We start from the raw sequence: 23145 nt of genomic DNA on the forward strand, positions 1-23145 counted from the left end.
CACGAGACGATCCTGGTGCGGCCAAAGGCAGAAGACCGTCTGCCCGAGCAGTGCCGCAGGTCCGGCTTCCACTTCACCCACCAGCGCATAGCCGTATTTGATCGGGAAGGAAAACTCGCCCGCCTGGAAGGGGCAGCGCATGTCCTGATGCTGACTCGCCGGCACCAATCCCTCGAACACTAACATCTCGGTGCCGCGACTGATCCCGGTAAACAAGGTGCGCACTGTCAGCTGTCCTGGTGCCATGGGTGTCAGCGCTTCCGGGCGNNAGATCTCACCGGTATTCGCTTGCGTGACCCAGAATGCCCGCGCCGTATCGGGCGTTGCGCTCTCCATCCTTCCTCCTCGGACCGTTTTTTCGGCGAACTGGTACTTCGCATCCTTGTTGCCAACATAGAGCGAAGAAAAAGGCCATGCTGCGGCAACGCAGAATGCGGCGCAGCCGCCGATGTTCGAGGCGCAGGATACGAGAGGTGAGAATGATGATAGTGCATCAGCGGAGTCGGGTGACGACTTTATTGTCTGTCGCGGTCATGGTCGCGATGTTGGCGTTCAGTGCACGCCCCGCGGCGGCGGAGTCGCGTGCCTATCAACTCGATCCGACTCACCTGAGCATCGCCTTCCTCGTCTCGCATGTGGGCTTCGCCAAAACGCTTGGTCTGTTCCGCAGCGCCGAGGGCTCGTTCGTCTTCGATGAAAGTATACCGCAGGTGAAGGACATCCAGGTGGTGATTCCCACCGCAAGCGTCTTCACCAACAACGAGGCGCGTGACACGCATCTGCGCTCGGCAGATTTTCTTGCCGCCGAGCAATATCCAACCATCACCTTCACCGGGACGTCGGCACAGCCGACNGGGGAGCACACGGGCACGGTCACCGGCGACCTGAGCATCCGCGGGGTCACCAAGCCAGTGACGCTGGATGTGGTCTGGAACAAAAGCGGCGACTATCCCTTCGGCGATCATCACTACGCCATCGGCCTGTCGGCGCGGACGACCATCAAGCGCAGCGACTTCGGCATGACCTACGCTCTCGCCGGCGGCCTGGTGGCAGACGAGGTGGAGATCATTCTGGAATTCGAAGCCATTCGTCAGCCGTAAGCGCCGCCGCTTGCCGGTCATCGGCACGCGCAGCCTCCGGCCGGATGATGGTGAAGGTCATCGTCACCCGCAGGCCAGGCGCATTGTCGTCTACCGTCAGCTGCGCGTCATGCAGGCGGGCGACGGCAGCGACGAGCGCTAGGCCCAATCCCGAGCCGGGACTGGAGCGACATTCATCGAGGCGGACAAAGCGCTCCAGCACCCGCTCGCGGTCGGCTGCGGGCACTCCTGGCCCGCTGTCGGCGACGCTTAGGGTTGCCGTTGTCGCCGTGGCGGTAACCGAGACGACGATCCTGCCTCCCGATGGCGTGTACTTGACCGCGTTGTCGAGGAGGTTGGCAACCGACTGCGCGAGCAGTTCCGGCTGGCCGAGAATCATCGCCGGAGCGCTCGCTTCAAAGATGAAGTCGATACCGCTTTCTTCAGCGACAGGCTCGTACAGCTCGGCGGCGTTGCGGGTGAGCATCGTCAGGTCGAGACGGCGTAGCTCGCTCGCCATCGGTCCCGACTCGGCCATGGCGATTTTGAGCAGATTGTCGAACATCAAGAGGGCTGCATCCGCCTGATGCAACACATCGGCCAGCGCTTCCCGGTCTTCCACCGCGGCTGCTGGCTGCAGCAGCGCCAGTTCCACCCGCGAACGGAGTCGCGTTAGCGGCCGCCGCAGGTCGTGTGCCAGGCTGTCCGTCGCCAATCGCATCCCGGCCATCAGCCGCTCGATGCGATCGAGCATTGCGTTCAGGATGTCGGCCAGGCGATCGAACTCGTCACCACTGCCGTTGCCTCGCACCCGCTGCGTCAGATCACCGGCGACAATGCGACGGGCGGTGAGCGCTACCGTCTCCACGCGTCGCAACATCCGGCGGCTGACGACGATGCCGCCGATCAGACTAAGGAGCACACCTCCCGCCGACGACCAAGCCAGAGCCTCGAGGACGATGCGGCGGAATTTGCCCCGCTCATGCATATCGCGACCGACCAGGAGATAGAAACCACCCGGAAGAATCAGCGTCCGCGCCAGGTTGGTGTGGGGGATCAACTGACCTTCGTCCGATTTGACCACTGTCAGCGGGATCCAGCCGGTGTCGTCGTCCAGCGTATCCGGCCAGGCCTCCAGGTTGCCGGCCAGCGGCAACTTCGAGGGAGAAGCGAGAAGGTAGACGTGATCGCTATTGCCCGGCTGCTTGACGCGCTGATCCATCACCTCGGCGACACCGAGGAGGCCGCGCAGCTGATATTGCTCGGCAAGGCTGCGGATTTCGGATTCGATGGTTTCGCGGGCTTGACGGTCGATCAGGGCAACCGTGCGCCAATAGATGAAGCTAAGCAGCAGCGAGACGGAGAGGGCGAAGACGACGGTATAGAGCAAAATCAGCCGGAAGGCCGATGTGCGAACCACATTACGCAGGCGCACGTAGACAATACCCCGCGTTGCGGATCGTCTGCAGCAACGGCGGCGAGAAGCCTTTGTCGATCTTGCCGCGCAGGCGACTGATGTGAACGTCGATGACATTTGTCTGTGGATCGAAATGATAATCCCAGACGGCCTCGAGCAGCATCGTCCGAGTGACCACCTGTCCCGCATGCCGCATTAGGTATTCGAGGATGAGAAACTCCCGTGGCTGCAGGTCGATGGGTTTGCCGCCGCGGCTGACCGTGCGTGCCAGGAGATCGAGCTTGAGATCGGCGAGTTGAAGCAGGGTGATAATCTTGGCTTCGGCGCTTGCCCGCCGCGCCAACGCTTCGAGACGTGCCAGCAACTCGGAGAAGGCGAACGGTTTCACCAGATAGTCATCGCCGCCGGCTTTCAGTCCTTTGACCCGATCGGTTACCTGACCGAGGGCGCTCAGAATCAGCACCGGGGTCGCGCGACCTTCCTCGCGCAGGACTCGAATGAGCGAAAGCCCATCCATGCCGGGCAACATCCGATCAACGATGATGACGTCGTAACTGCCGTCCAGGGCCATGGATAACCCATCTGCGCCCGAGGCGGCGTGATCGGTGACATGGCCGCCTTCGCTGAGCCCTTTCGCTAGGTACTCGGCTGTCTCCGCATCATCTTCTACAATCAGAATGCGCATGAATCCTCGCTATACGCGAGCCGCCGGGGATTACCAACCAAAAGCCGGGGATCACTAACAAAAAGAGCGGGCCCCGTTCCCTGGGAGTCGTAGGAACGGGGCCCTGGGCAAAGGCGGAAGACGTGTCGAGGTATCCGCTTACCCTCGCCGCTCGCGGGGTTGGAGGAATGGAGAGGGGACCGAGCGGCGAATTCAATTACGCGTTTGCAATTTTAAGTGGAACGAAGTGTTGCCCGTCGCGGTTCTCCAGCAGGAGCAGCACCGCCTTACGGTTTTCGGCCTTGGCCTGATCGACGGCCTTGATCACCTCGGCAGGAGAACTGACCACACGATCGTTGACCCGAAGGATGACATCGCCGGGGCGAATGCCCTTGTCGGCGGCGTCGCCGTCGGGGTCGACGCTGGCGATAACCACACCAGCGACCGCACCCGCTTTATGTGACGGCTTCTGTTCGCCGGGAGCGAGCTTCAATCCGAGCGCGGCCAAGTCCACCGCGGCTGGGTCAGTGCTATCGCTGGCTGATTCTCGCCGCTTGCCACCTGCTGCTTTGGAGCNCTCGCCAACCGCGACTTTCAAGGTGAGCGTATGATTGTCGCGCCAGACGTTCATCGATTTGTGACTGCCGATTTCAGCGCTGGCGACCACGCGGCTGAGATCGCGCGGACTGGTCACGCTGTGGCCATCGAAATCGAGGATGATATCGCCTTGCCGCAGGCCGGCCTTCTGTGCCGGGCTGTCGGCAGCGACGGTGGCGACCAGGGCGCCTTTGCCTTCCGAGCCCTTGACTTCGGACAGGCCCAGGCTGTCGGCCACGTCGGGCGTTACCGGCTGGATGCCGACGCCCAGCCAGCCACGGTCCACTTCACCCTTCGCTTCCAGTTGCGCGACGACGGCTTTCGCCGTGTCCGAGGGAATGGCAAAGCCGATACCGACGCTGCCGCCGTTGGGCGAGACGATGGCCGTATTGACGCCAATCACATCGCCGGCGTCGTTCAGCAGCGGACCACCCGAGTTGCCACTGTTCAGCGGTGCGTCAATCTGAATGAAATCCACGTAAGGGCTGGCGCCGGTGTCGCGGCCGCGTGAGGAGATTATGCCGGCGGTTACTGTGCCTTCGAGGCCGAACGGGTTGCCGACTGCGACCACCCAGTCGCCAACGCGGGATTGGTCGGAGTCACCCCAGGCAAGTGATGGAAGCGAGGCGTTGGCATCGATCTTGAGCACGGCGAGGTCGGTTTTGCTGTCGGATCCGACCAGCTTGGCCGGAAATTCCCGTCCATCTTTTAGCCGGACGGTCATCGCACTGGCGCCATCGATCACGTGGTTGTTGGTGACGATCGTTCCGTCACCGGTGACGATGAAGCCTGAGCCAAGCCCCATCTCACGGCCCTGTGGCGGTGTGTCTTTCTGGGCGCTGGGACCTTGGTGGTGACCGCCGCTTCCCGGCGGGGCCGGCATCTGATCGCCATAAAAGCGCTCAAAAAAATCGCGGAACGGGCCGTCGGCAAATTCGTCGGGCATCGTTGATTGGTTGCCTGCTTCGACCTGCCGCTTGGTCACGATCTGGACAACCGCGGGCCCGACGCGCTCTACCAGATCAGCGAACCCTTCCGGTGCGGGACGGGCGAAAGCGATGCTGGGCACAGTCAACGGGGCCAGCGCCAGCCCTGCGACGAGCGCGATTGCGGATACCCGCAATGCCAATTTTCGCTGCCCACGCCGGGTTAGATCAGTCATTCAGTCTCGCTCCGCTCGGGATGTGTTCTCGCTGTCGATGCGCACCATGCGCCAAGCGGCGTTACGCCAGATTGGCGCCAACATTAAGCTCCGTTCATGTTGAGGACCGCTGGGCGACTGGAGCTTTGATGCCGCACGTCGTCGCTCTTCGTTGTTACACGCTGCGTAAATGCTTGCCGTGAACGCGAATGTGATCAAAACTTCAGACATGGCCTGTATGGGTCACAATAATAATAAATGGTGTGCCCTGACTGGCGGTTGAGTAATTTTCTTTTGCTGGTAGCAGGAAACACGCAAGAAATGCGAGGGGGCCATGTCCAGCTGTTTGCTACGAAGGGCTAGGTGTTTCGTCGGCTTGCGCCGAGCGGGCCTGATCTTGTGCCTTGCAGGAGTGATCCTGATGCCGGGTGCAGTTTCGGCGATTGCTGCCGGATACGCGCTGCGGGAGCAGAGCACGAGTGGCCTCGGCAACGCGCTTGCTGGCAATGGCGCGGCGGCCGAGGATGCGAGTTCCCTATTCAGCAATCCAGCCGGCGTCACGCGCCTGGAGGGGAACCAACTATTGCTCGGCGGTGCCCTGCTTATCCCCGATGCCCGCTTTCGCAATGGCCAAGCCAGCACCGCCCGGGGCGTCGGGCTGAGCGGCAACGATGGCGGTCAGGACATTGCGCCGGATGTCCTGATCCCGGCCTTTTATGCTTTGTGGGATCTCAGGAAGACCCTGGACCTCGAGCAGAATATCAAAGTTGGCCTCGCGGTGAATGTTCCCTTCGGTCTGGAATCCGATTATGCCGATGGCTGGATAGGCCGCTATTATGCGCTGCACTCGAAGTTGGTGAGTACATCGATCACCCCGACGATTTCTTACGAGATTATTGATGGGCTCTCCATTTCCGCCGGTCCGCAGTTTCAATACATCGATGCCAACCTTACTAATGCCATAGACTTCGGCTCGATCGGTCAAGCCAGCCGGATACCAGGCTCTCGTCCCGGGCAGCAGGACGGCCGCGCCAGCGTCACCGGCGATGATTGGGGCTACGGCTACAGCCTGGGAATGATGTACGAACCGGCGCCGGGAACCCGCTTCGGCGCCGCATTTCGCTCAAAGATCGAGCAAACGCTGCGTGGGCATGCCAACTTCCGTCTTGATAGTGCCGGCGTCGGCGCGGCAATTTCGCGTGCGTCCGGGGCGTTTACCCCATCCAAGGCCAACGCGGCAATGACGACGCCATGGACGGCCAGTTTCGGCTTCTATCATGACATCACCGACCAATGGGCGATCATGGGGACCGTCGAACGCACCGGTTGGAGTTCGTTCCGGGACTTGACGGTCAAGTTCAGCAATCCGGCGCAGCCTGACAGCGTTAGTGAAAACGACTGGAACGACACTTGGTTCGGCGCCATGGGGGTGACCTATCGTCCGACGGCAGAGTGGACGTTGCGCATAGGTGGCGCCTGGGACGAGGGAGCCAGCCCCAACGACAAGCGAACGCCGCGGATTCCCACCGATGATCGTGGCTGGTTTGCCTTCGGTGCGGGCTATCGACCATTGCCCAACGTCCAGCTGGATTTTGGTTATGCGCACGTCTTNTTTCAGGATGCGAGCATCAACCTCTCAGCGGGTCAGGCAGGCAATGCGACGCGCGGCAATCTTTCCGGTGACGTCGAAACATCCGCGGACATTATCTCACTGCAGGCGCGACTGGAATTTTGAGAGGACGCGGTGTGTGCACCACAACAGGATGCGGACGCCACGTAGAAAACAGGCGGGACATCGGCTGCCCCGCCTGTAGTATTATTCTTTTCTGGTTGGCGGCTAGGCACTGGATAACTGCTGAAATCCTAAAACGTAATGCCCAGACGACCTTTGTCCTTGCGGTCAATCTTTCGACGGTATGATCAAGGGATAGCAAACCCAGTACAAGTAAGCTTCCTCAATCATTTTATCGACGATGGATCGACGGCCAGACATTTACCTCCCTTGTTGTCGATTTTAGCTATACAGCAAGACGATCACTTGCCTTTACTGCGCCCATCTGCTGCGAGATACAAACGAGCTTGGGAGCAATCGATAATGAGATTTTCCACATTTATCTACCATTTTTTTTGTGTGGTTTGCAACTGCAACAATCCTGGCGGGCGCCTTGTGCGCCTTGTGCGCTTGCGCAATGTTGACGTGCGAACGAAGGTGGACAGCGACAGGGCGGTGCCGGGGACGAATCCGGGTCAGAGTCTGGCTTTGCCGTACTGCTCTTCGGCAAAATCCCAATTGGCGAGGGACTCCATCCAGCCCTTGACGTAGTCAGCACGCCGATTCTGGTAGTCCAAATAATAGGCATGCTCCCATACGTCGATGGTGAGCAGCGGTGTCCATCCCTGTACGAGCGGCGTGTCTGCGTTGCTGGTGGCGATGACTTGGAGCGCCCCGTCCGGGCCGGCGGCCAACCATGCCCAACCACTGCCGAACTGGCCCATTGCGGCCTGGACGAAACGACCGTGGAAGGTTTCCCAACTGCCGAAATCGGCCTCGATCCGCCGCAGTAACTCGCCCTTCGCCCGGCCACCGCCATTCGGCCGCATGCTGTCCCAATATAGGGTATGGTTGCTTGCCTGCGCCGCCGCATTGAATAGGGCAGTCTGGTCGGGGTTGCCGGCGACTGCGAGGACGATCTCGTCGAGCGTCATCTCGGCAAGGGCCGCCGTTGCCAGCTTATTGACGGTCTCCACATAGCCGCGGTGGTGCTTGCCGTAATGAAAGGCAATGGTGGTCGGCGAAATCACCGGCGCCAACGCGTCCTCGGCGTAGGGCAGGGGAGGGAGTTCGAAAGGCACTGCGGCGTGTGCCGCGTGGCACCAGCCGATCTTTCCCAACGCCGCCAGCGCCATTGCACCGCTGGCCATCATGAGGACGCTGCGGCGCGACGGCGTTGCCAAAAAACCTTGCGCGTTCGTCATTGCTGAACCCTTCCTCACTCTACGGCTGGTAACGTGCCTGAGGTCTATCGCATGCCAAGTGTAACGTGGCATCACGCTTGCTGGAGCCCGTTATCGTAGCGGCCGGCGCGAAGGAGTCCTAACCCTGTTCCAACTGTCACCCGCGGAAATCGAAGCCCTTCTACTCAGTCTGCGCATCGCCAGTGTGGCGGTGGCGGCCAGCCTTCCTGTCGCCGTCGTCACCGCCTTCGTCCTGGCCCGTTGCCGATTCCCCGGGCGCATCTTTCTTGATGGTATCGTGCATATTCCGCTGGTCCTGCCGCCGGTTGTCCTCGGCTACCTGCTGTTGCTGACATTCGGCACGCGGGCGCCGATCGGTGGATGGCTGTACGAAACATTCGGCATTCGCTTTATTTTCAGCTGGACCGGCGCGGCGCTGGCATCGGCGGTGCTGACGTTTCCGTTTCAGGTGCGAGCGATCCGTGTTGCCCTGGATGCGACTGACCCAGGCCTGGAGATCGCCGCGCGATCGCTAGGTGCCAGCCGGCTTGATGCGTTCTGTTCCGTCACCCTGCCGCTGATTCTTCCGGGCATCCTTGCCGGGGANATTACCGCCTTCGCCGCCGCATTGGGAGAGTTCGGGGCAATCATCACCTTTGTGTCCAATATTCCCGGTGAGACGCGTACGCTCACGCTCGCTATCTACACCGCGATACAGACACCCGGCGGTGAAGCGATGGCCGCACGGCTGGCCACGCTCTCGATCATGCTCGCTCTCGGCGGACTGTTGCTCGCGGAAGTCGTTGCCGGGCGCGTACGCCGNCGCAAGCAGGGGCTAATGTTCGAAGTCGTTCTCAAGCATCAATTCCCGGGCTTTACCCTCGACGTGGCCTTCAATGGGCCGGATCGAGGGATTACCGCCCTGTTCGGTCCCTCGGGCTGTGGCAAAACGACCGTCATCAACGCCATCGCCGGATTGCTGCGGCCTGAGCAGGGGCGGATCGCCCTCGACGGCACCGTCCTCTTTGACAGCGAGCAGCGCATCGACCTGCCGATGCGGGCTAGGCGCATCGGCTATGTGTTCCAGAATGCACGTTTGTTCGACCACATGCGGGTCCGCGACAATCTGCTGTACGGGCTGCGACGGGCGCCGAAAGACGATCGGCGGATTGCTATCGATCAGGTGATCGATCTGCTCGGGCTTGAATCGCTGTTGTCCCGTCGCCCGGCGCGCCTCTCCGGTGGCGAGCGACAGCGGGTCGGCGTCGGCCGGGCGTTGCTTGCGCAGCCGAAACTGCTGCTGATGGACGAACCGCTCGCCGCCCTCGATGCGGATCGCAAAGCGGATATCCTGCCCTACATCGAACGGCTGCGTGACGAAACCGGCCTGCCTGTCGTCTATGTCAGTCACGCCATCGAGGAGGTAGCCAGGCTGGCGGACCTTGTGGTGCTGATGGATCAGGGGCGACCGGTGATGAGCGGACCGGTGGAGGACGTATTGGCCAATCTGGATTCCTTCGCCCACGTCGATGCGTTTGAAGGCGGCGCGGTGATCAAGGTGCGCATTGCCGCCCATGACGATGCGTATCGGCTTACCCGGCTTGCCTTTTCCGGAGGCGAGTTGCTCATCCCGCATATCGAGCTGCCGGTCGGCCAGCAGTTGCGGGTTCGCATCCGCGCCCGCGACGTGATGCTGGCGTTGAACCGGCCGGAGGCGATCAGTGCCCTGAATGTGCTGCCGGCGCGCATCAGTGCGGTCAAGCGCGAAGAGGGCGCGCACGCCGAGGTCCAGGTGATGGTGGCGGCAACCGCTCTGGTCATCCGGATGACGCGGCAGTCCGTCGATCGGCTCGACCTTGCGCCGGGAAAGGAGGCTTTCGCCGTCATCAAGTCGGTGGCCATCGATCGTCGGAGCCTCAGCATGGGCCGGTGAGGCGGATCACCGCGCCTGAAAATTCTCCGTTGCATAAGAATATATTCTATGGTGTACTCAGCGCGGCGGTGATCGTCCCTGGTGTAGGTTTCTAGGCCGATCACAGCTTCCTTCGGTCCTGACTTACTGGAGACGCTGAGATGCCGCGGCAGTCACTGGACGCGCGAACGTTCGATATCGGCCTGGTGATGGCCGGCGCCTGCTCCGCTGGTGCATACACCGCGGGCGTGATCGATTTTCTGCTGGAGGCCCTTGATGCCTGGGAGACGGCAAAGGCCAGCGGCGATCCGCTTATTCCCGACCACCAGGTTGTCATTCGTGCCGCGGCGGGAACGTCGGCTGGTGGCATCGTCGCCGCTTTGCTCGGCATGCTGCCCTTCGTCGGTCGTCATCCAGTGACCAACCTAGCAACGGCTGCCACCTCTGCCGAAGTCGAAAATGCCGATCGCAATCTCCTCTATCGCAGTTGGGTGCGCGACATTGACATCCATGGCCTGTTGCAGACGGCCGATCTTCACCGTGAAGAAGGCGTCGTGCCCTCCTTGTTGAACGGCGAGGTCCTCGAGCGAATCGCCGACGCTGCGGTGGCCTCGGTCCGGGTGGCAGTGTCGCAGCCGCTGCCACCACCGCCATCGTACCTCGCCAACCCGTTGCAGCTTTTCCTGTCATTCACCAATATGCAGGGCGTTCCCTACCTGATCCGGATGGCGTCTGCTTGTGGCATCAATGGCCAATGGGTTTCGAGCCACGCCGGATGCGCGCATTTTGCCGTTTTTCGCAGCGGGCCTGAGCCGGCACAGCCGCGTCCGCCGGGAGCGATCGGTGTCAATGGGCCGGACACCGTCGGTTTCGCCGACCTGGACGGCTGGAAGTGGGTCCGCGATGCGGCGCTGGCGAGTTCCGCCTTTCCCGGTGGCCTGCCGGCGCGACCGTTTCACCATAGCCGTGCCGAGCACTCGGGCGCACATTGGTTCGGCCTGGGCAACATGCCCATTCCAGACCACGCCGTGCACATCGCGCCGATGCTGCCGTTTGCGACCGGCGACCGCAGCCCACATTTCTGGTGCGTCGATGGTGGGCTGATTAACAATGAGCCGATCGAGTACGTACGCGCCGCCCTCGCTCAGGCGCGGGCAGGAGACAATCCCGGCGATGCCCGCCGGGTCGACCGATCGCTGATCCTGATCGACCCATTCCCCAGCCAGGAAGTGGCCCTGCGATCAGCGGCGGTAAAGCCGCCGGACATGATTTCCTCGATCCTTTCGCTGCTGCCAATTCTCCGCGCCCATGCGCAATTCAAGCCGAGTGAAGTCCTGCACGCCCTTAACCACGATATGCGCAGTCTCTGCCTGATTGCGCCTGACCGCGACAACAAGCTAGCAGACGAAACGAACCTGGCGGCTGATGGCCTTGGCNNCGGTTTTGCCGGCTTCATGCACGAACAGTTTCGCATGCACGACTTTCAGCTCGGCAGGGTCAATTGTCAGCGATTCCTGCACGACCACCTGTTTCTGCATGTGGACAATCCGATCGTCAGGCCATGGGTAGAGAAAGTGGGGGCGNNATCCGCANNGGTGCTCGCCCAGTATCGGCCGATGGTGGCAAATGCGGAAGGGCAGCTGCGGCCGAGTGGTGAGCATCTGCAGGTTATTCCGTTGATTGGCGCGGCGCGACGACATATCGAACCGCGCCCCTGGCCAAAGCTGCAGCGGCGCACGCACCTGCAACCCCTGATGCCGCTGATTGCGTCGCGCGCGCAGGCAATCGTGCCGGGGACGGTGCGTGGCCTGCTCAGCCGCCTTGGCATCACCGATCGTCGCCTGATCGGCCGCATCCTTCGCAGTGTGGCCTCCGACGTCATCACCACCAAGGTTTCGGAATCGATCATCAGCGCCATCGAACGCGATCTCGAAGGGCGCGGATTGCTCACCACCAACCTGCACCCTTCGCCCGCTGGCGGCGGCGACAAACGAAAAAGCGGCATCAAAAAAACATGAGCATCACGTACGCGTGGCAGATGGCGATATGCAGCAGCATCAGCGGAAAGGCGACCTTGGAGAAACGAAGGAAGCGGAACGGCACGCCATTGCGCTCGGCGATGCCGGCCACGGTCAAGTTGGCCGAAGCGCCGACGAGCGTGCCGTTGCCACCGAAGCACGCGCCAAGTGACAGGCACCACCACAGTGGCTCGATCATCTCCGGGCCACCGAAGGCGGGCGCCATGGCCTTGATCAGCGGAATCATCGTCGCTACGAAGGGGATGTTGTCGACGATCGCCGAGAGCACTGCCGAACTCCAGAGGATACCGACACCAGTCAGGACCATGTCGCCACCGCTGAGCTGAATCAATTGGTGGGCGAGGAGGTCCAGAACTCCCGCATGCTCAACGCCGCTGACGACGACGAACAGGCCGATAAAGAAGAAAATCGTGATCCATTCCACCTCGTTGAAGACGAGGGTGACGTTGTGCGACTGCTCCTCGGCACTCTTCCCCACGTTATCGAGTAGTAGCAAGACTGCAGCGCCGGCCATGCCGATGGTGCCCGCTTCGAGGCCGATGAAGCGAGCGCTGACGAAGGCGGCGATGACGCAGGCGATGACGACAGCCGCCTGCTTCAATAATCGCGGGTCAGTGATCGCCTTGCGCTCGTCGAACCCCATGACGTGGTGACGGGCATCGGCCGCGGCGACGAGCTTCCGGCCCCAGATCAGGTGCATCGACGCGAGGTGGACGAGCAGAGTGATGACCACCACCGGTGTCAGGTTGATGACGAACTGATTGAATGACAGGTCGACCAGGGTGCCGATCAGGATGTTGGGTGGATCACCGATCAGGGTTGCGGTGCCACCAATGTTCGAAGCGAGGATCTGCGAGAACAAGAACGGATAGGCGTTGACTCTGAGCGCTTCGGTGATGGCAAGTGTCACCGGCACCATGAGCAATACCGTGGTCACGTTATCGAGAAAAGCCGAGGCAACCGCGGTCACGGCCGCCAGCATCGCCAGGATACCAGCCGGGCTCGCCTTGACGATCTTCGCCGCACGAATGGCCATATACTCGAAGACACCCGATTTGCGCGTGATCGAAACGATGATCATCATGCCGACGAGCAGGCCGATGGTGTTGAAATCGATGCCGGCAATCGCCTGCTCCTGCGTCAGCAGGCCGGCCATGATCATCAGCATCGCCCCGATCAGGGCAATGATCGCCCGATTAAGCCGCTCGCTGATGATAACCGCGTAGGTGGCAATGAGGATGGTCGTCGCCAGCCACATGGGATCAAGCCCGAACAGCGCACCCGTCGCCAAGGTATGCTCCTGCACCCTATTCTCCCCGTTGCTTCTGTTGTGGTCGACCGATGGCACGCTCTGTCGTGCGTTGTTGGGTGATCGGTCTCTCGCCAGCGGCGACCGTCAAGCATCATCGGCCGTGGCACCTGCTGATGCCGGATAGCGGATCGGGGCGAGAAGCGCGGAGCACCGGCTTCTCGCGTCCGATCAGCGGCCGTTCAAAGTCCCTTTCGGACCATGAGGGCTTAGAAGTAGCGCCACATGATGTAGACGTGACACATGGCGACATGAATCAGCATCAGCGGGAAGGCCGTCTTGGTGTAGGTCAGGAAGCGGAAGGGGACGCCGTTGCGTTCGGCGATGCCGGCAACCGTCAAGTTGGCTGATGCGCCGATGAGGGTGCCGTTGCCGCCGAGGCAGGCACCGAGCGACAGACACCACCACAGCGGTTGGATCGCGTCGGCGCCGCCAAACGATGGCGCCATCGCCTTGATCAACGGGATCATCGTCGCGACAAAGGGAATGTTGTCAACAATTGCTGACAGGACGGCGGATGCCCACAACACGCCGATCCCGGTCAGCGTCATGTCGCCGCCGGTGGCTTCCACCAGCTTGTGCGCAAGCAGGCTGAGAACGCCAGCGTGCTCAACGCCGGCAATGACCGCGAAGAGGCCGATAAAGAAGAAGATCGTGATCCATTCGATCTCGTTGAACACCTTGGTAACGCTTTCCGACTGGTGCTCGGCCGAATGGCCCATATTGTCGAGCAGCAGGAGGACGGCAGCACCCGCCATGCCGATGGTGCCAGCCTCAAGACCGATGAATCGGGCAGTGACGAAGGCGGCGATGACGCAGGCGACCACGGCCAGGGCCTTCTTTAAGAGTAATGGATCGGTAATCGCCTTGCGTTCATCAAAGCCCATGACATGCGCCCGTGCCGCAGCCGTGGCGTTGAGCTTTCGGCCCCAGAGGAAGTGCATCGAGGCGAGATGGAAGGCGAGAATAACGATGATAATGGGACTGAGATTGATGACGAACTGGTTAAACGACAGGTTGGCCAGCGTACCGATCAGGATGTTGGGCGGATCGCCGATCAGCGTTGCCGTTCCGCCGATATTCGATGCAAGGACCTGAGAAAACAGGAACGGATAGGGATTGACCTTCAATGCTTCGGTGATCGCCAGCGTCACCGGGACCATCAACAGTACGGTGGTGACGTTGTCGAGGAAGGCGGACGCGACCGCGGTGACCGCTGCCAGCATGGCCAGGATGCCGGCCGGGCTGGCCTTCACCATTTTCGCCGAGCGGATCGCCAGATATTCGAAGAGGCCTGATTTGCGCGTGATCGAGACGATGATCATCATGCCGACGAGCAGGCCGATGGTATTGAAGTCGATCCCGGCAATCGCCTGCTCCTGCGTCAGCAGGCCACCCATGATCATCAGCATCGCCCCGATCAGCGCGATAATGGCGCGATTGAGCTTTTCGCTGATGATCACCGCATAGGTGAGGATCAAAATGGTCGTAGCGAGCCACATCGGGTCGAGCCCGAAGATGGCGCCCGCTGCGGCACTTGTATGGGCTTCCACGAAAGTCCTCCCTGTCGCTGCGGAAAACTACTGATCCGCGGATATTTTCTTGAGCAGATCCCAGGTCGAAACGACACCGACGAGCTTGTTCGTTGCTGCGTCGACCACAGGAAGCATGGATCGATGCAGATGCAGGTGATGGACGGTTTCGATCAATGGGGTATCCGGCCGCACCGGAGGCGTCTTGAGGTCCATGTGCCTGTCGACGCGGTCGCCGGCGATGTCCCGATATCGCCGGCGGAGGTCGTCCAGGGTTTCTCCCGCGACGACGGCGTCGATGATCCGGCCCACATTGGTCATCTGTTCTTCAAGCACCGCGATACGCGGCAGCAGGCGCTCAATCAGCAGGCTGCGCAGGAACATGCCGCGGTAGGTGCCATCAGCCTCGACCACTGGGGCGCCAAGCACTCGGTATTCGAGCAGGACATTGAGCGCGGTTGCCACTGTCGCGTTCGGGGCGACGAAGGCTAGCGGTGGCGTCATGATCGCCCCGCACTTGATCGGATCAGTCATTGAATGTGACGAACTGGAACGCGGAAGCGCGCCGTCCATAGCAACGTCCCTCCCTGTATGAGTGCTGATGTTCTTATGGTTAGGTGCCCGTCTTAACAGCGGACTCCCGCCGCGGCAAGGTCGCGAAAGGTCGGGCCGTCGGATGGGCGCCATTGCGCTTTGCATGGTGGCCGCGGAACGGGTTCGGGTTCTTAGAGCCCGGCCGAAAAAGAGTTGAGTGATTTCAGTGGGTTGTGATTCTGTCTGGTTGACAGCAAGACGGAGCGACGAAGATGCCCTGGACTGAAATCACTCGGCCGAAGTATCGGCGGGATGGACTGAAGTATGCAAGCGACACGACGGACGAGGAATGGGCGCTGATTGCGCCTTTGATGCCGCAAGCGCGCCGGCTGGGACGGCCGCGCGCAACAGCGCTGCGGGCGGTAGTCGATGCACTGTTCTACATCCTGTCCAGCGGCTGCCAGTGGCGGATGCTGCCGAAGGATTTTCCACCGCGCTCGACGGTGCAGGGCTACTTCTATCGCTGGCGCGACGACGGCACCTGGGGGCGGATCAACCATCACCTGCTGCTGACGGCGCGTGAGGCGGCGGGACGGGAGGCGAGCCCGTCGGCCGGGGTGATCGACAGCCAGTCGGTGAAAACGACGGAGGCGGGCGGCCCGCGCGGTTACGACGCCGGCAAGAAGGTCAACGGCCGCAAGCGGCACATCCTCACCGACACCCTGGGACTGCTGGTGGCGGCGATCGTCCATTCCGCCGGCATTCAGGACCGCGACGGCGCGGTGCCGCTCCTCGCATCGATCCGCAGCGCCTTTCCCTGGCTGCGCTACGTCTTTGCCGACGGCGGCTACGCCGGGGAGAAGCTGCGGGCGGCGCTCGGCCGGTTGGGCCGCTGGACGCTGGCGATCGTCAAGCGCGCCGCCGACGCCGACGGCTTCCAGGTGCTGCCGCGCCGCTGGGTGGTCGAACGGACACTCGCCTGGCTCAACCGCAACCGCCGACTGGCCAAGGACTTCGAAAAGTCGATCGCCAGCGCCGAATGCTGGATCATGATGGCCAGCGTCAAACTCCTCTCGCGACGTATCGCAAGAGGCTGAACAACCTATGCGATTCCGAGTCAGACACTTAGGCGGCCAAATTTCCGCTGTCGCTGTTGCCACTGCTTCCGCGGCGCAACAGAGAAGCGATGATGCCACCCGCAAGCAGGGCAAATGTCACTCCAAGGGAGATCGTCGGGTCGAGCTTGCCGTAGAGCTCACTATAAAAAATCTTTGCACCGATGAAGATGAGCACCAGCGCCAGCGCGTATTTCAGATAGCCGAAGCGATGGATCATCGCTGCCAGGGCGAAATACAATGCTCTGAGGCCGAGAATAGCAAATATATTACTCGTATAGATCAGATACGGATCAGTGGTAATCGCAAAGATCGCCGGTACACTGTCGACGGCAAAGATCAGGTCGACAAACTCGACCAGGCACAGGGCGAGAAAGAGCGGCGTTGCGTAGCGAACGAGCTTACCGGACAGCGGATCGGGCTTGTGCACCCAGAAATGCCCATCAGCGAAATCATCGGTAATCCGCAGCCGCCGCTGCAGAAACTTAAGCAGTGGGTTGTTGGCGATGTCCGGCTTCTGGTCGGCGGCCAACAGCATCTTGATACCGGTCAGGATGAGGAATGCTGCGAAAATGTAAAGCAGCCAGTTGAACTCGCTCACTAGCGCCGCGCCGACGCCAATCAGCAGGCCGCGAAGGACAATAACGCCGAGAATGCCCCAAAACAGGACGCGATGCTGGTAGCGGCGTGGAATGGCGAAGAAGGAGAAGATGAGGGCGATGACGAAAACGTTGTCGAGGGACAGCGACTTCTCGATAACATAGCCGGTGAAGAACTTGACCCCGGCATCCGACCCCAGATGGAGCCAGAGCCCGCCACCGAAGGCGCAGGCGATGGCAATATAGAGTGCGGACAGCCACAGGCTTTCCTTGACGCTGATTTCATGCTGCTTACGGTTCAGCACGCCCAGATCAAAGACAAGCAGAAGAACAACGAGACCAAGAAACAGAATCCACAGCCAGGTGGCTTTGCCAAGAAAGTCTGCGAACAGGAAGGTGCTGAGAACCTCCATGCATGACCCCTCTGAATATCGCGCCGCGCCAGCGCAAGCTTAAGGCGTAAGGATCCGACATCATAGCCGACGCCTCGGCTACCAGAGGGGCCCGGATCCGGTTGACTTGCAGATAGGGATGATGGCGACGACGGTCAATCGTGCCTGGCTTCGGACCTTTGGATCTGGGCTCAAATCACCAGGAAGAGGCTGAACAGGGCGATCACCGCCAAGCGTGCTGCGCCGGCGACTACCGGCGGGATGCCTGCATGGCCGGCGCTGCGCCAGACGCCGACGACGAAGAGAAGGTTATAGGGTAGGGGAAGGAGATGCAGCGCAAGCAGCAGCACGGGTGCCAGCGGCTTTATTGCCTCGGCAGCGCCGGTGTGGCGCGATAGCACGATCACCGCCAGCGACAGCGCGCTGCCTGCGAGGTTGATCAAGAGCCCCCAAAATACCGCCCAGTCCCAGAACGCCTCACGCAGCGGCAACTGGCCGGACCCGAGGGCCTTCAACCGCGAAACAAGGCAGCGCATTGGCGGCAGTTCGTCGTTGGCGATGTGGATACCAATTATGCCAGACCTGGAGCGATTTGGCGATGGCAGCGGTCGCGCGACCGAAACGATACGGGGGGCGTCATCGCCCCCGTCGGTTGGTTCCCTCACCCAAAGGCCGCCGTTGATCGAAGGCGGTTTCGGTTGCCTTTGGTGCTCCCTGATGGACTTGCCAGCTGGCGTGGCAAAACACTCGATTTAGCGAAAAGCGGACAGCCTGGGTGAGGGATTCCGTCGTCAACTTTGAGCTGCTGACGCCAAACGCGCCAACGGCCCCGGGGCGTCTATCATAGCAGGCCCGGTTTGCCGGCCTGCCAACGGGCAAATTCGGTGGTGAGGAGGGCGACGTGTTCACGTTCCTCCGCAGCCAATTCCTTGTAGAGCTGATGCTCAACTGAATCAGCACCTGCCTGCTCACTCCGTTCGCTGAAATAGGCGACAGCGCGCTCCTCGAAGGCGATGGCGATGCGGAACAGGCTGGACGGATCGTTGGGTTTATTCTCCAGCCCGGCGTAGATGGCCGCCCGATCGAGCGAGAAGTCTTTTGATGGTGCGGTGACCTGCGCATGGTAGCGCTTGGCCAGCGTGTCCATGTGCTCGGTTTCCATCTCGGCGAATCGACCAAACAGTTCCTTCAGCATCGGGTCCTGTGATTCCTGGCTGGCGCGCAAGTAGAATGCTTGGCCACCCAGCTCGATTTCGAATGCGGTCCGGATCGCGGCCAGCGCCGCTTCGTCTTCCAGATCGCGATCGCCAAGCACTTCAAGACGGCCATTGCAATAGGGGCACATTCCGTAGGGGAATGCAAACCCCTCGCTCACTTTGCCGCAGTCGGTGCAGTGCCACTGTACCATCGATTGGGCACAGCAGATGTACGCCTCCTCGCCTTCGAGGGGCTGGTGGCATTTGGGACAGAGCATGCTTCTTTTCCTTTGATCTCAGGCAACGGTGGCGGCTGGCGCGGCGCTGGCATCCTGAGCGGAGCCGAGCGGCACCGGCGGCACGAAGGCTGCCAAGTCGTCTGCGGTGAGCGGCCATTTCTGCTTCTTCTGCTGCAGATAGGCGCCGATCGCCTTCGCCGCCCGCCGTCCGGCACCCATCGCCAGGATGACTGTCGCTCCACCGCTGACGATATCGCCGCCGGCAAATACGCCTGGGAGGTTGGTCGCCTGGGTCGCATCGTCAGCGACGATGTTACCCCACTTGTTCAACGCCAGGTCCTTGGCCGACTGACCGATAATCGGGTTGGCGTTGGTGCCGAGGGCGTAGATCACCGTGTCGCAGTCGAGTTCGACGAACTCATCGAGTGGCACCGGCTTGCGCCGGCCTTTCTCGTCGGGTTCACCCATCACCATTTTCTGCACCTTCATGCCGGCGACGTTGCCGTCGGCATCGGTGCGGATTTCCACCGGCGCATGCAGGAAGAGGAATTCGATGCCTTCTTCCTTGGCGTGGCGCAGTTCCTCGATGCGTGCCGGAGCCTCGGCCTCGGTGCGGCGGTAGACACAGCGCACGGTGGGCACGCCAAGCCGCTTGGCGACGCGTAGGCAGTCCATGGCCGTATTGCCGGCGCCGATGACGACAACGCTATTGCCGAGGGTGATCGGCGTGTCGAGGTAGGGGAACTTGTCCCCACCCATCAGATTGATCCGGGTGAGAAACTCGTTCGCCGAGTAGACCTGACCGGCAAACTCGCCCGGGATGCCGAGGAAGGATGGGGCGCCGGCGCCGGCGCCGACGAACACCGCATCGTAACCCTGACCGTTCATCAGCTGGGCGATGGTAAACGTCTTGCCGATGACCTTGTTGGTTTCGAAGTGGACGCCCATGTCGGCCAGCCGCTTCACCTCACGGTCGATGATGTCGCGCGGCAGGCGGAAGGAGGGGATGCCATAACGTAGCACCCCACCGACCACGTGCAGCGCCTCGTAGACCGTTACCTCGGCGCCGAAGCGGACCAGATCGGCCGCGGCAGCGAGTCCCGCCGGTCCCGAGCCGACGATGGCGACCCGCCCCAAAGACTCGGCAAAGGTCGCGGGGACCACCGGCTTGGCCTGCGCATGATCGCCGACAAAACGCTCAAGCCGACCGATCGCCACCGATTCCATCTTCCGGTTGATGACGCACTGGCTTTCGCACTGCGTCTCCTGCGGACAGACGCGACCACAGATCGACGGGAACAGATTGGACTCGTTGATCACTGCCAACGCGCCATCAAGGTCGCGCACCAGCACATGGCGGATGAAGCGTGGAATGTCGATGGTGACCGGACAGCCACTGACGCAGGTTGGCTTGGCGCACTGGATGCAACGCTCAGCCTCTTGGAAGGCCTCGCGCATCGAGTAGCCGAGGTTGACCTCCTTGAAGTTGCGCGCCCGCTCGGTGGCGTTGCGCTCGGGCATCGGCGTCTGGTGCGGCGCCAGTTCCTTCAGCTTCTTGTAGCCGCGCTTGCCTTCGTCGAAGAGCTGCTTTTCCAGGTTGCAGAGGTGGGAGTAGTCATCGCTGGCCTTGGATTCCTCACTCTTGAACCGGCGCTGGCGGGCGATCAGTTCCTTGAAGTCCACCTGGTGCCCGTCGAAGTCGGGGCCATCGACACAGGCGAAGCGAACGTCGCCACCGACGGTGACGCGGCAGGAGCCGCACATCCCGGTGCCATCAACCATGATGGCGTTCAGCGACACCATCGTCTTGACGCCAAACGGGCGGGTGGTTTCGACGCAGGCATTCATCATCGGTAGCGGGCCGATGGCGACCACCAGATCGGGCTTGTCGCGTTCGAGAAGTTCATGCAATGCGGTGGTGACAAAGCCGGGCTTGCCGTAGCTGCCGTCATCGGTGCAGACGATCAGGTCGTCGCAGTACTTGGCGAACTTGTCTTCCCAAAACACCAGGTCACGATTGCGAAAGCCGATGATCCCGGTGATGCGGTTGCCGGCTTCCTTGAACGCGCGCAGCTGCGGATAGACCGGGGCGACGCCAAGACCACCACCGACGAGAACCACGTGGCCCACCTTGTCGACATGCTGCGGCAGGCCGAGCGGGCCGACGAAATCGGTAAAGCTGTCGCCTTCCTTGTAGCGATCACGCATCTCGATTGTCGTCTTGCCGAGGGACTGCACCACCATGGTGATGGTGCCTTTCTCGCGATCGAAGTCGGCGACGGTCAAGGGGATGCGCTCGCTGCCTTCATGCAGGCGGAGCATGACAAAGTGCCCTGGCTCGGCAGCATTGGCCACATCGGGAGCGGCCACTTCCCAGAGGAAGGTGATGTCAGAAAATGCCTCGCGGCGAAGAATCGTGTACATCGTTGGTCTTCTCGTCTTCTGCGATGCGCTAGCCGTCCCTATCGAAACCCTAGGCGGATTACGGTCGCGACGAAATAGCCATTTTGGTCTGAGTGCCCCCAAAGGGGATGGCGAAGATCCCCCTGAAACGGCAAGTTATTCCCGGGGAACACGCCGCCGATCTGATCGAGGGGCACGAATACGCTTGTCGACTCTTTTTCTTCGCAGGATTTCTCCGCGTCGCGCAACACCTTGAACACCCTCTCGGTCAGTGGACCGGAGCTGAGAAAGTCCTCGTAGGCGCGAAGCAGATAGTCGTGCAGCAGGGCATCGCGGGCTGCGTCATCGGCCGGCTCTTCCTCTGCCTTGATCAGATAGTCATGGAAGCGCTGCAGGATGTGCAGGCGCAGCCGGTTAACCACTGCGGTGTCATAGTCGATCTTGAAGTGATCGAGGAAATCTTCCGCCGTTTCCAAAGACTGGAGTTCGGAGGGAAGAGAAATCATGCCGCGACCTCCTGGTGTTGACGGGTCCGCTCGTAGAAGTGGCGGAGCATCGTCGGCGACGGTGCCGTCTTGTTGCTTGTTGCGAACCGACGTACCCATTCGAGAATGACATCGGCGCGATGACGATCGATGGGTAGCCCCATTTGGGTATAAACGTGCTGGATGGCAGCTGCCCCTGAATGTTTGCCGAGCACCACCTGATGTTCCCGCCCGAAGTCATCCGGGTCGAGGGACTGGTAGTTGAGGCGATCACGCAGCAGACCGTGTACGTGGATACCGGCCTCATGGGTAAAGACGGCGCCACCGACAATGCTCTTGCCCGCGGGAACGGGGCGCTGCGAGGCATTGGCCACCAGTGCGGAGATCTGCGGCAACCGCCGCCGGTCGACGCCGGTTTCGCGGTGGTAGAGAAAGGCGACGGCGGCGACGATCTCCTCCAGCGGCGCATTGCCGGCCCGCTCGCCGAGACCGTTGACGGTGGTGCTCACATGACTGGCGCCGCCGCGTACGGCGGCGAGGGAAACGGCGGTGGCGAGGCCCAGATCGTCGTGGGCGTGGATCTCCAACTCCAGATCGGTGGCGGCGCGCAGGCGGCGGAACAGGTCGTAGGTGAGGAAAGGATCGAGGACACCGAGCGTGTCGGCGAAACGGAAGCGTCTGGCGCCGGTCCGTTCGGCGACTTCGATGACACGAAGGAGGAAATCCGGATCGGCACGGGAAGAGTCTTCGCCACCGACGGCTACGGCAAGGCCGCGATCGCGCGCATAGGCAATAAGGGTGGCCAACTGCTGCAGCACCCACGCCGAATCCCGATCGAGCTTGCGACGGATCTGCTGTTCGGAGACCGGGATCGACAGATTGATCATCGCCAGACCGCAGGCAACCGCCGCATCGATGTCGATGCGTGTCGCCCGGCACCAGCCGATGGCAGTGGCCGGCAGCTTGAGGGCGACGATGCGGCGAATACCCGCCTGTTCGTCCGCGCCCATCGCAGGAATGCCGACTTCCATCTCGCCGACGCCGGCATCGCTGAGGGCGCTGGCGATGGCGATCTTCTCTTCGTGGGTGAAAGCAACACCAGCGGTCTGCTCTCCATCACGCAGCGTGGTGTCGTTGATCACCGGCCCCGGTGCGGCAGCCGTGTTCTCATGCTCTAGCGCATCGGTCATGGAGTAAACGATTTCCCACAGGCGCAGCGGTTGCCGATATTGGGGTTGTTGAAGACGAAGCCGGCGGCTTCAACACTCTCGACGTAATCGATGTGCATGCCGTCAATCATTGGCAGGCTGAAAGGATCAATGAAAACCTGCACGCCGTCGAATTCGTACACCTGGTCGACCTTGCGAGCATTGGCGTCCAGGCCGAGGATGTACTTAAGGCCGGCACAGCCGCCCTCCTGGACGCTGATTCTGAGGCCGGTCGCTTGGCCATTCGAGTTAGCGATGAGGCGCCGAAGAACCTCTTTCGCGTTGTCGGTGAGTGCCACCATGCTATCGCTCCTCTTGCCGTCGCCTGC

Annotated in this window: 19 protein-coding genes; 5 read left to right on the forward strand and 14 right to left on the reverse strand. The window is 61.5% G+C overall.

Going from position 1 to position 23145, the window contains the following annotated elements; all coding sequences use genetic code 11:
• Positions 1 to 542: 542 nt before the first annotated feature.
• Entirely contained in the window at positions 543 to 1100 is a 558-nt protein-coding gene (locus HQ394_RS18360; protein ID WP_223291714.1) for a YceI family protein, read from the forward strand.
• On the opposite strand, the gene HQ394_RS18365 is transcribed toward HQ394_RS18360, so the two are convergent.
• The 3 genes from HQ394_RS18365 to HQ394_RS18375 all read right to left on the reverse strand — a co-directional run bounded on the left by HQ394_RS18365 (position 1066) and on the right by HQ394_RS18375 (position 4919).
• Entirely contained in the window at positions 1066 to 2514 is a 1449-nt protein-coding gene (locus HQ394_RS18365; protein WP_223291715.1) for a sensor histidine kinase, read from the reverse strand. The two genes, HQ394_RS18360 and HQ394_RS18365, sit on opposite strands and share 35 nt — an antisense overlap.
• A complete protein-coding gene (locus HQ394_RS18370) occupies positions 2501 to 3181 on the reverse strand; it encodes a response regulator transcription factor (RefSeq protein ID WP_190261402.1) in 681 nt (226 codons plus the stop codon). The genes HQ394_RS18365 and HQ394_RS18370 overlap by 14 nt, the downstream gene beginning before the upstream one ends.
• 196 nt (positions 3182 to 3377) lie before the next feature.
• Positions 3378 to 4919 carry a DegQ family serine endoprotease gene (locus HQ394_RS18375; RefSeq protein ID WP_190261403.1) on the reverse strand — a complete coding sequence of 514 codons (1542 nt, stop codon included), beginning with the start codon at positions 4917 to 4919 and terminating at the stop codon, positions 3378 to 3380.
• A 400-nt stretch (positions 4920 to 5319) separates the two neighbouring features.
• Between HQ394_RS18375 and HQ394_RS18380 the strand changes: the two genes are divergently transcribed.
• Entirely contained in the window at positions 5320 to 6633 is a 1314-nt protein-coding gene (locus HQ394_RS18380) for an OmpP1/FadL family transporter (protein ID WP_456151649.1), read from the forward strand.
• Positions 6634 to 7145: 512 nt separating this feature from the next.
• Here the strand turns inward: HQ394_RS18380 and HQ394_RS18385 are convergent.
• Positions 7146 to 7874 carry a superoxide dismutase gene (locus HQ394_RS18385; protein ID WP_317628966.1) on the reverse strand — a complete coding sequence of 243 codons (729 nt, stop codon included), beginning with the start codon at positions 7872 to 7874 and terminating at the stop codon, positions 7146 to 7148.
• Between the two features lie 133 nt (positions 7875 to 8007).
• On the opposite strand from HQ394_RS18385, the gene modC reads away from it, so the two are divergent.
• The gene (modC, locus tag HQ394_RS20885; protein WP_317629050.1) at positions 8008 to 9786 is read left to right on the forward strand and encodes a molybdenum ABC transporter ATP-binding protein; all 1779 of its coding nucleotides are present in this window, start codon (positions 8008 to 8010) and stop codon (positions 9784 to 9786) included.
• Positions 9787 to 9974: 188 nt separating this feature from the next.
• On the forward strand, positions 9975 to 11783 hold the full coding sequence (locus HQ394_RS18400; protein WP_456151650.1) for a patatin-like phospholipase family protein: 1809 nt from the start codon (positions 9975 to 9977) through the stop codon (positions 11781 to 11783).
• Here HQ394_RS18400 and HQ394_RS18405 read toward each other — a convergent pair.
• From HQ394_RS18405 to HQ394_RS18415, 3 genes are all read right to left on the reverse strand, one after another.
• Positions 11770 to 13110 carry an ArsB/NhaD family transporter gene (locus HQ394_RS18405; protein ID WP_223291716.1) on the reverse strand — a complete coding sequence of 447 codons (1341 nt, stop codon included), beginning with the start codon at positions 13108 to 13110 and terminating at the stop codon, positions 11770 to 11772. The genes HQ394_RS18400 and HQ394_RS18405 overlap by 14 nt on opposite strands.
• Before the next feature lie 212 nt (positions 13111 to 13322).
• Positions 13323 to 14666 (reverse strand): ArsB/NhaD family transporter, encoded by a 1344-nt coding sequence (locus HQ394_RS18410; RefSeq protein ID WP_223291717.1) that lies wholly within the window; start codon positions 14664 to 14666, stop codon positions 13323 to 13325.
• 27 nt (positions 14667 to 14693) lie between these two features.
• Complete coding sequence (locus tag HQ394_RS18415) at positions 14694 to 15218, reverse strand: CBS domain-containing protein (protein ID WP_223291718.1); 525 nt, start codon at positions 15216 to 15218, stop codon at positions 14694 to 14696.
• A 233-nt stretch (positions 15219 to 15451) separates the two neighbouring features.
• On the opposite strand from HQ394_RS18415, the gene HQ394_RS18420 reads away from it, so the two are divergent.
• On the forward strand, positions 15452 to 16276 hold the full coding sequence (locus tag HQ394_RS18420; RefSeq protein WP_190261407.1) for an IS5 family transposase: 825 nt from the start codon (positions 15452 to 15454) through the stop codon (positions 16274 to 16276).
• A 28-nt stretch (positions 16277 to 16304) separates the two neighbouring features.
• Here the strand turns inward: HQ394_RS18420 and HQ394_RS18425 are convergent, their stop codons facing one another.
• The 7 genes from HQ394_RS18425 to HQ394_RS18450 form a co-directional block, all read right to left on the reverse strand.
• The gene (locus HQ394_RS18425) at positions 16305 to 17306 is read right to left on the reverse strand and encodes a TerC family protein (RefSeq protein ID WP_190261408.1); all 1002 of its coding nucleotides are present in this window, start codon (positions 17304 to 17306) and stop codon (positions 16305 to 16307) included.
• A gap of 170 nt (positions 17307 to 17476) precedes the next feature.
• Positions 17477 to 17821 (reverse strand): hypothetical protein, encoded by a 345-nt coding sequence (locus tag HQ394_RS18430; RefSeq protein ID WP_190261409.1) that lies wholly within the window; start codon positions 17819 to 17821, stop codon positions 17477 to 17479.
• A gap of 305 nt (positions 17822 to 18126) precedes the next feature.
• Entirely contained in the window at positions 18127 to 18660 is a 534-nt protein-coding gene (locus HQ394_RS20275; protein ID WP_223291719.1) for a hypothetical protein, read from the reverse strand.
• A 117-nt stretch (positions 18661 to 18777) separates the two neighbouring features.
• The gene (gene gltA / locus HQ394_RS18435; protein WP_223291720.1) at positions 18778 to 21144 is read right to left on the reverse strand and encodes an NADPH-dependent glutamate synthase; all 2367 of its coding nucleotides are present in this window, start codon (positions 21142 to 21144) and stop codon (positions 18778 to 18780) included.
• A gap of 38 nt (positions 21145 to 21182) precedes the next feature.
• Complete coding sequence (nifW, locus tag HQ394_RS18440; RefSeq protein ID WP_190261410.1) at positions 21183 to 21629, reverse strand: nitrogenase-stabilizing/protective protein NifW; 447 nt, start codon at positions 21627 to 21629, stop codon at positions 21183 to 21185.
• On the reverse strand, positions 21626 to 22798 hold the full coding sequence (gene nifV, locus HQ394_RS18445) for a homocitrate synthase (RefSeq protein ID WP_190261411.1): 1173 nt from the start codon (positions 22796 to 22798) through the stop codon (positions 21626 to 21628). The genes nifW and nifV overlap by 4 nt, the downstream gene beginning before the upstream one ends.
• On the reverse strand, positions 22795 to 23118 hold the full coding sequence (locus HQ394_RS18450; RefSeq protein ID WP_190261412.1) for a HesB/IscA family protein: 324 nt from the start codon (positions 23116 to 23118) through the stop codon (positions 22795 to 22797). Before HQ394_RS18450 ends, nifV begins: the two co-directional genes overlap by 4 nt.
• Positions 23119 to 23145: the final 27 nt, after the last annotated feature.

The sequence above is a fragment of the Defluviicoccus vanus genome (genome assembly GCF_014672695.1).
Taxonomy (GTDB): domain Bacteria; phylum Pseudomonadota; class Alphaproteobacteria; order Rhodospirillales; family Defluviicoccaceae; genus Defluviicoccus; species Defluviicoccus vanus.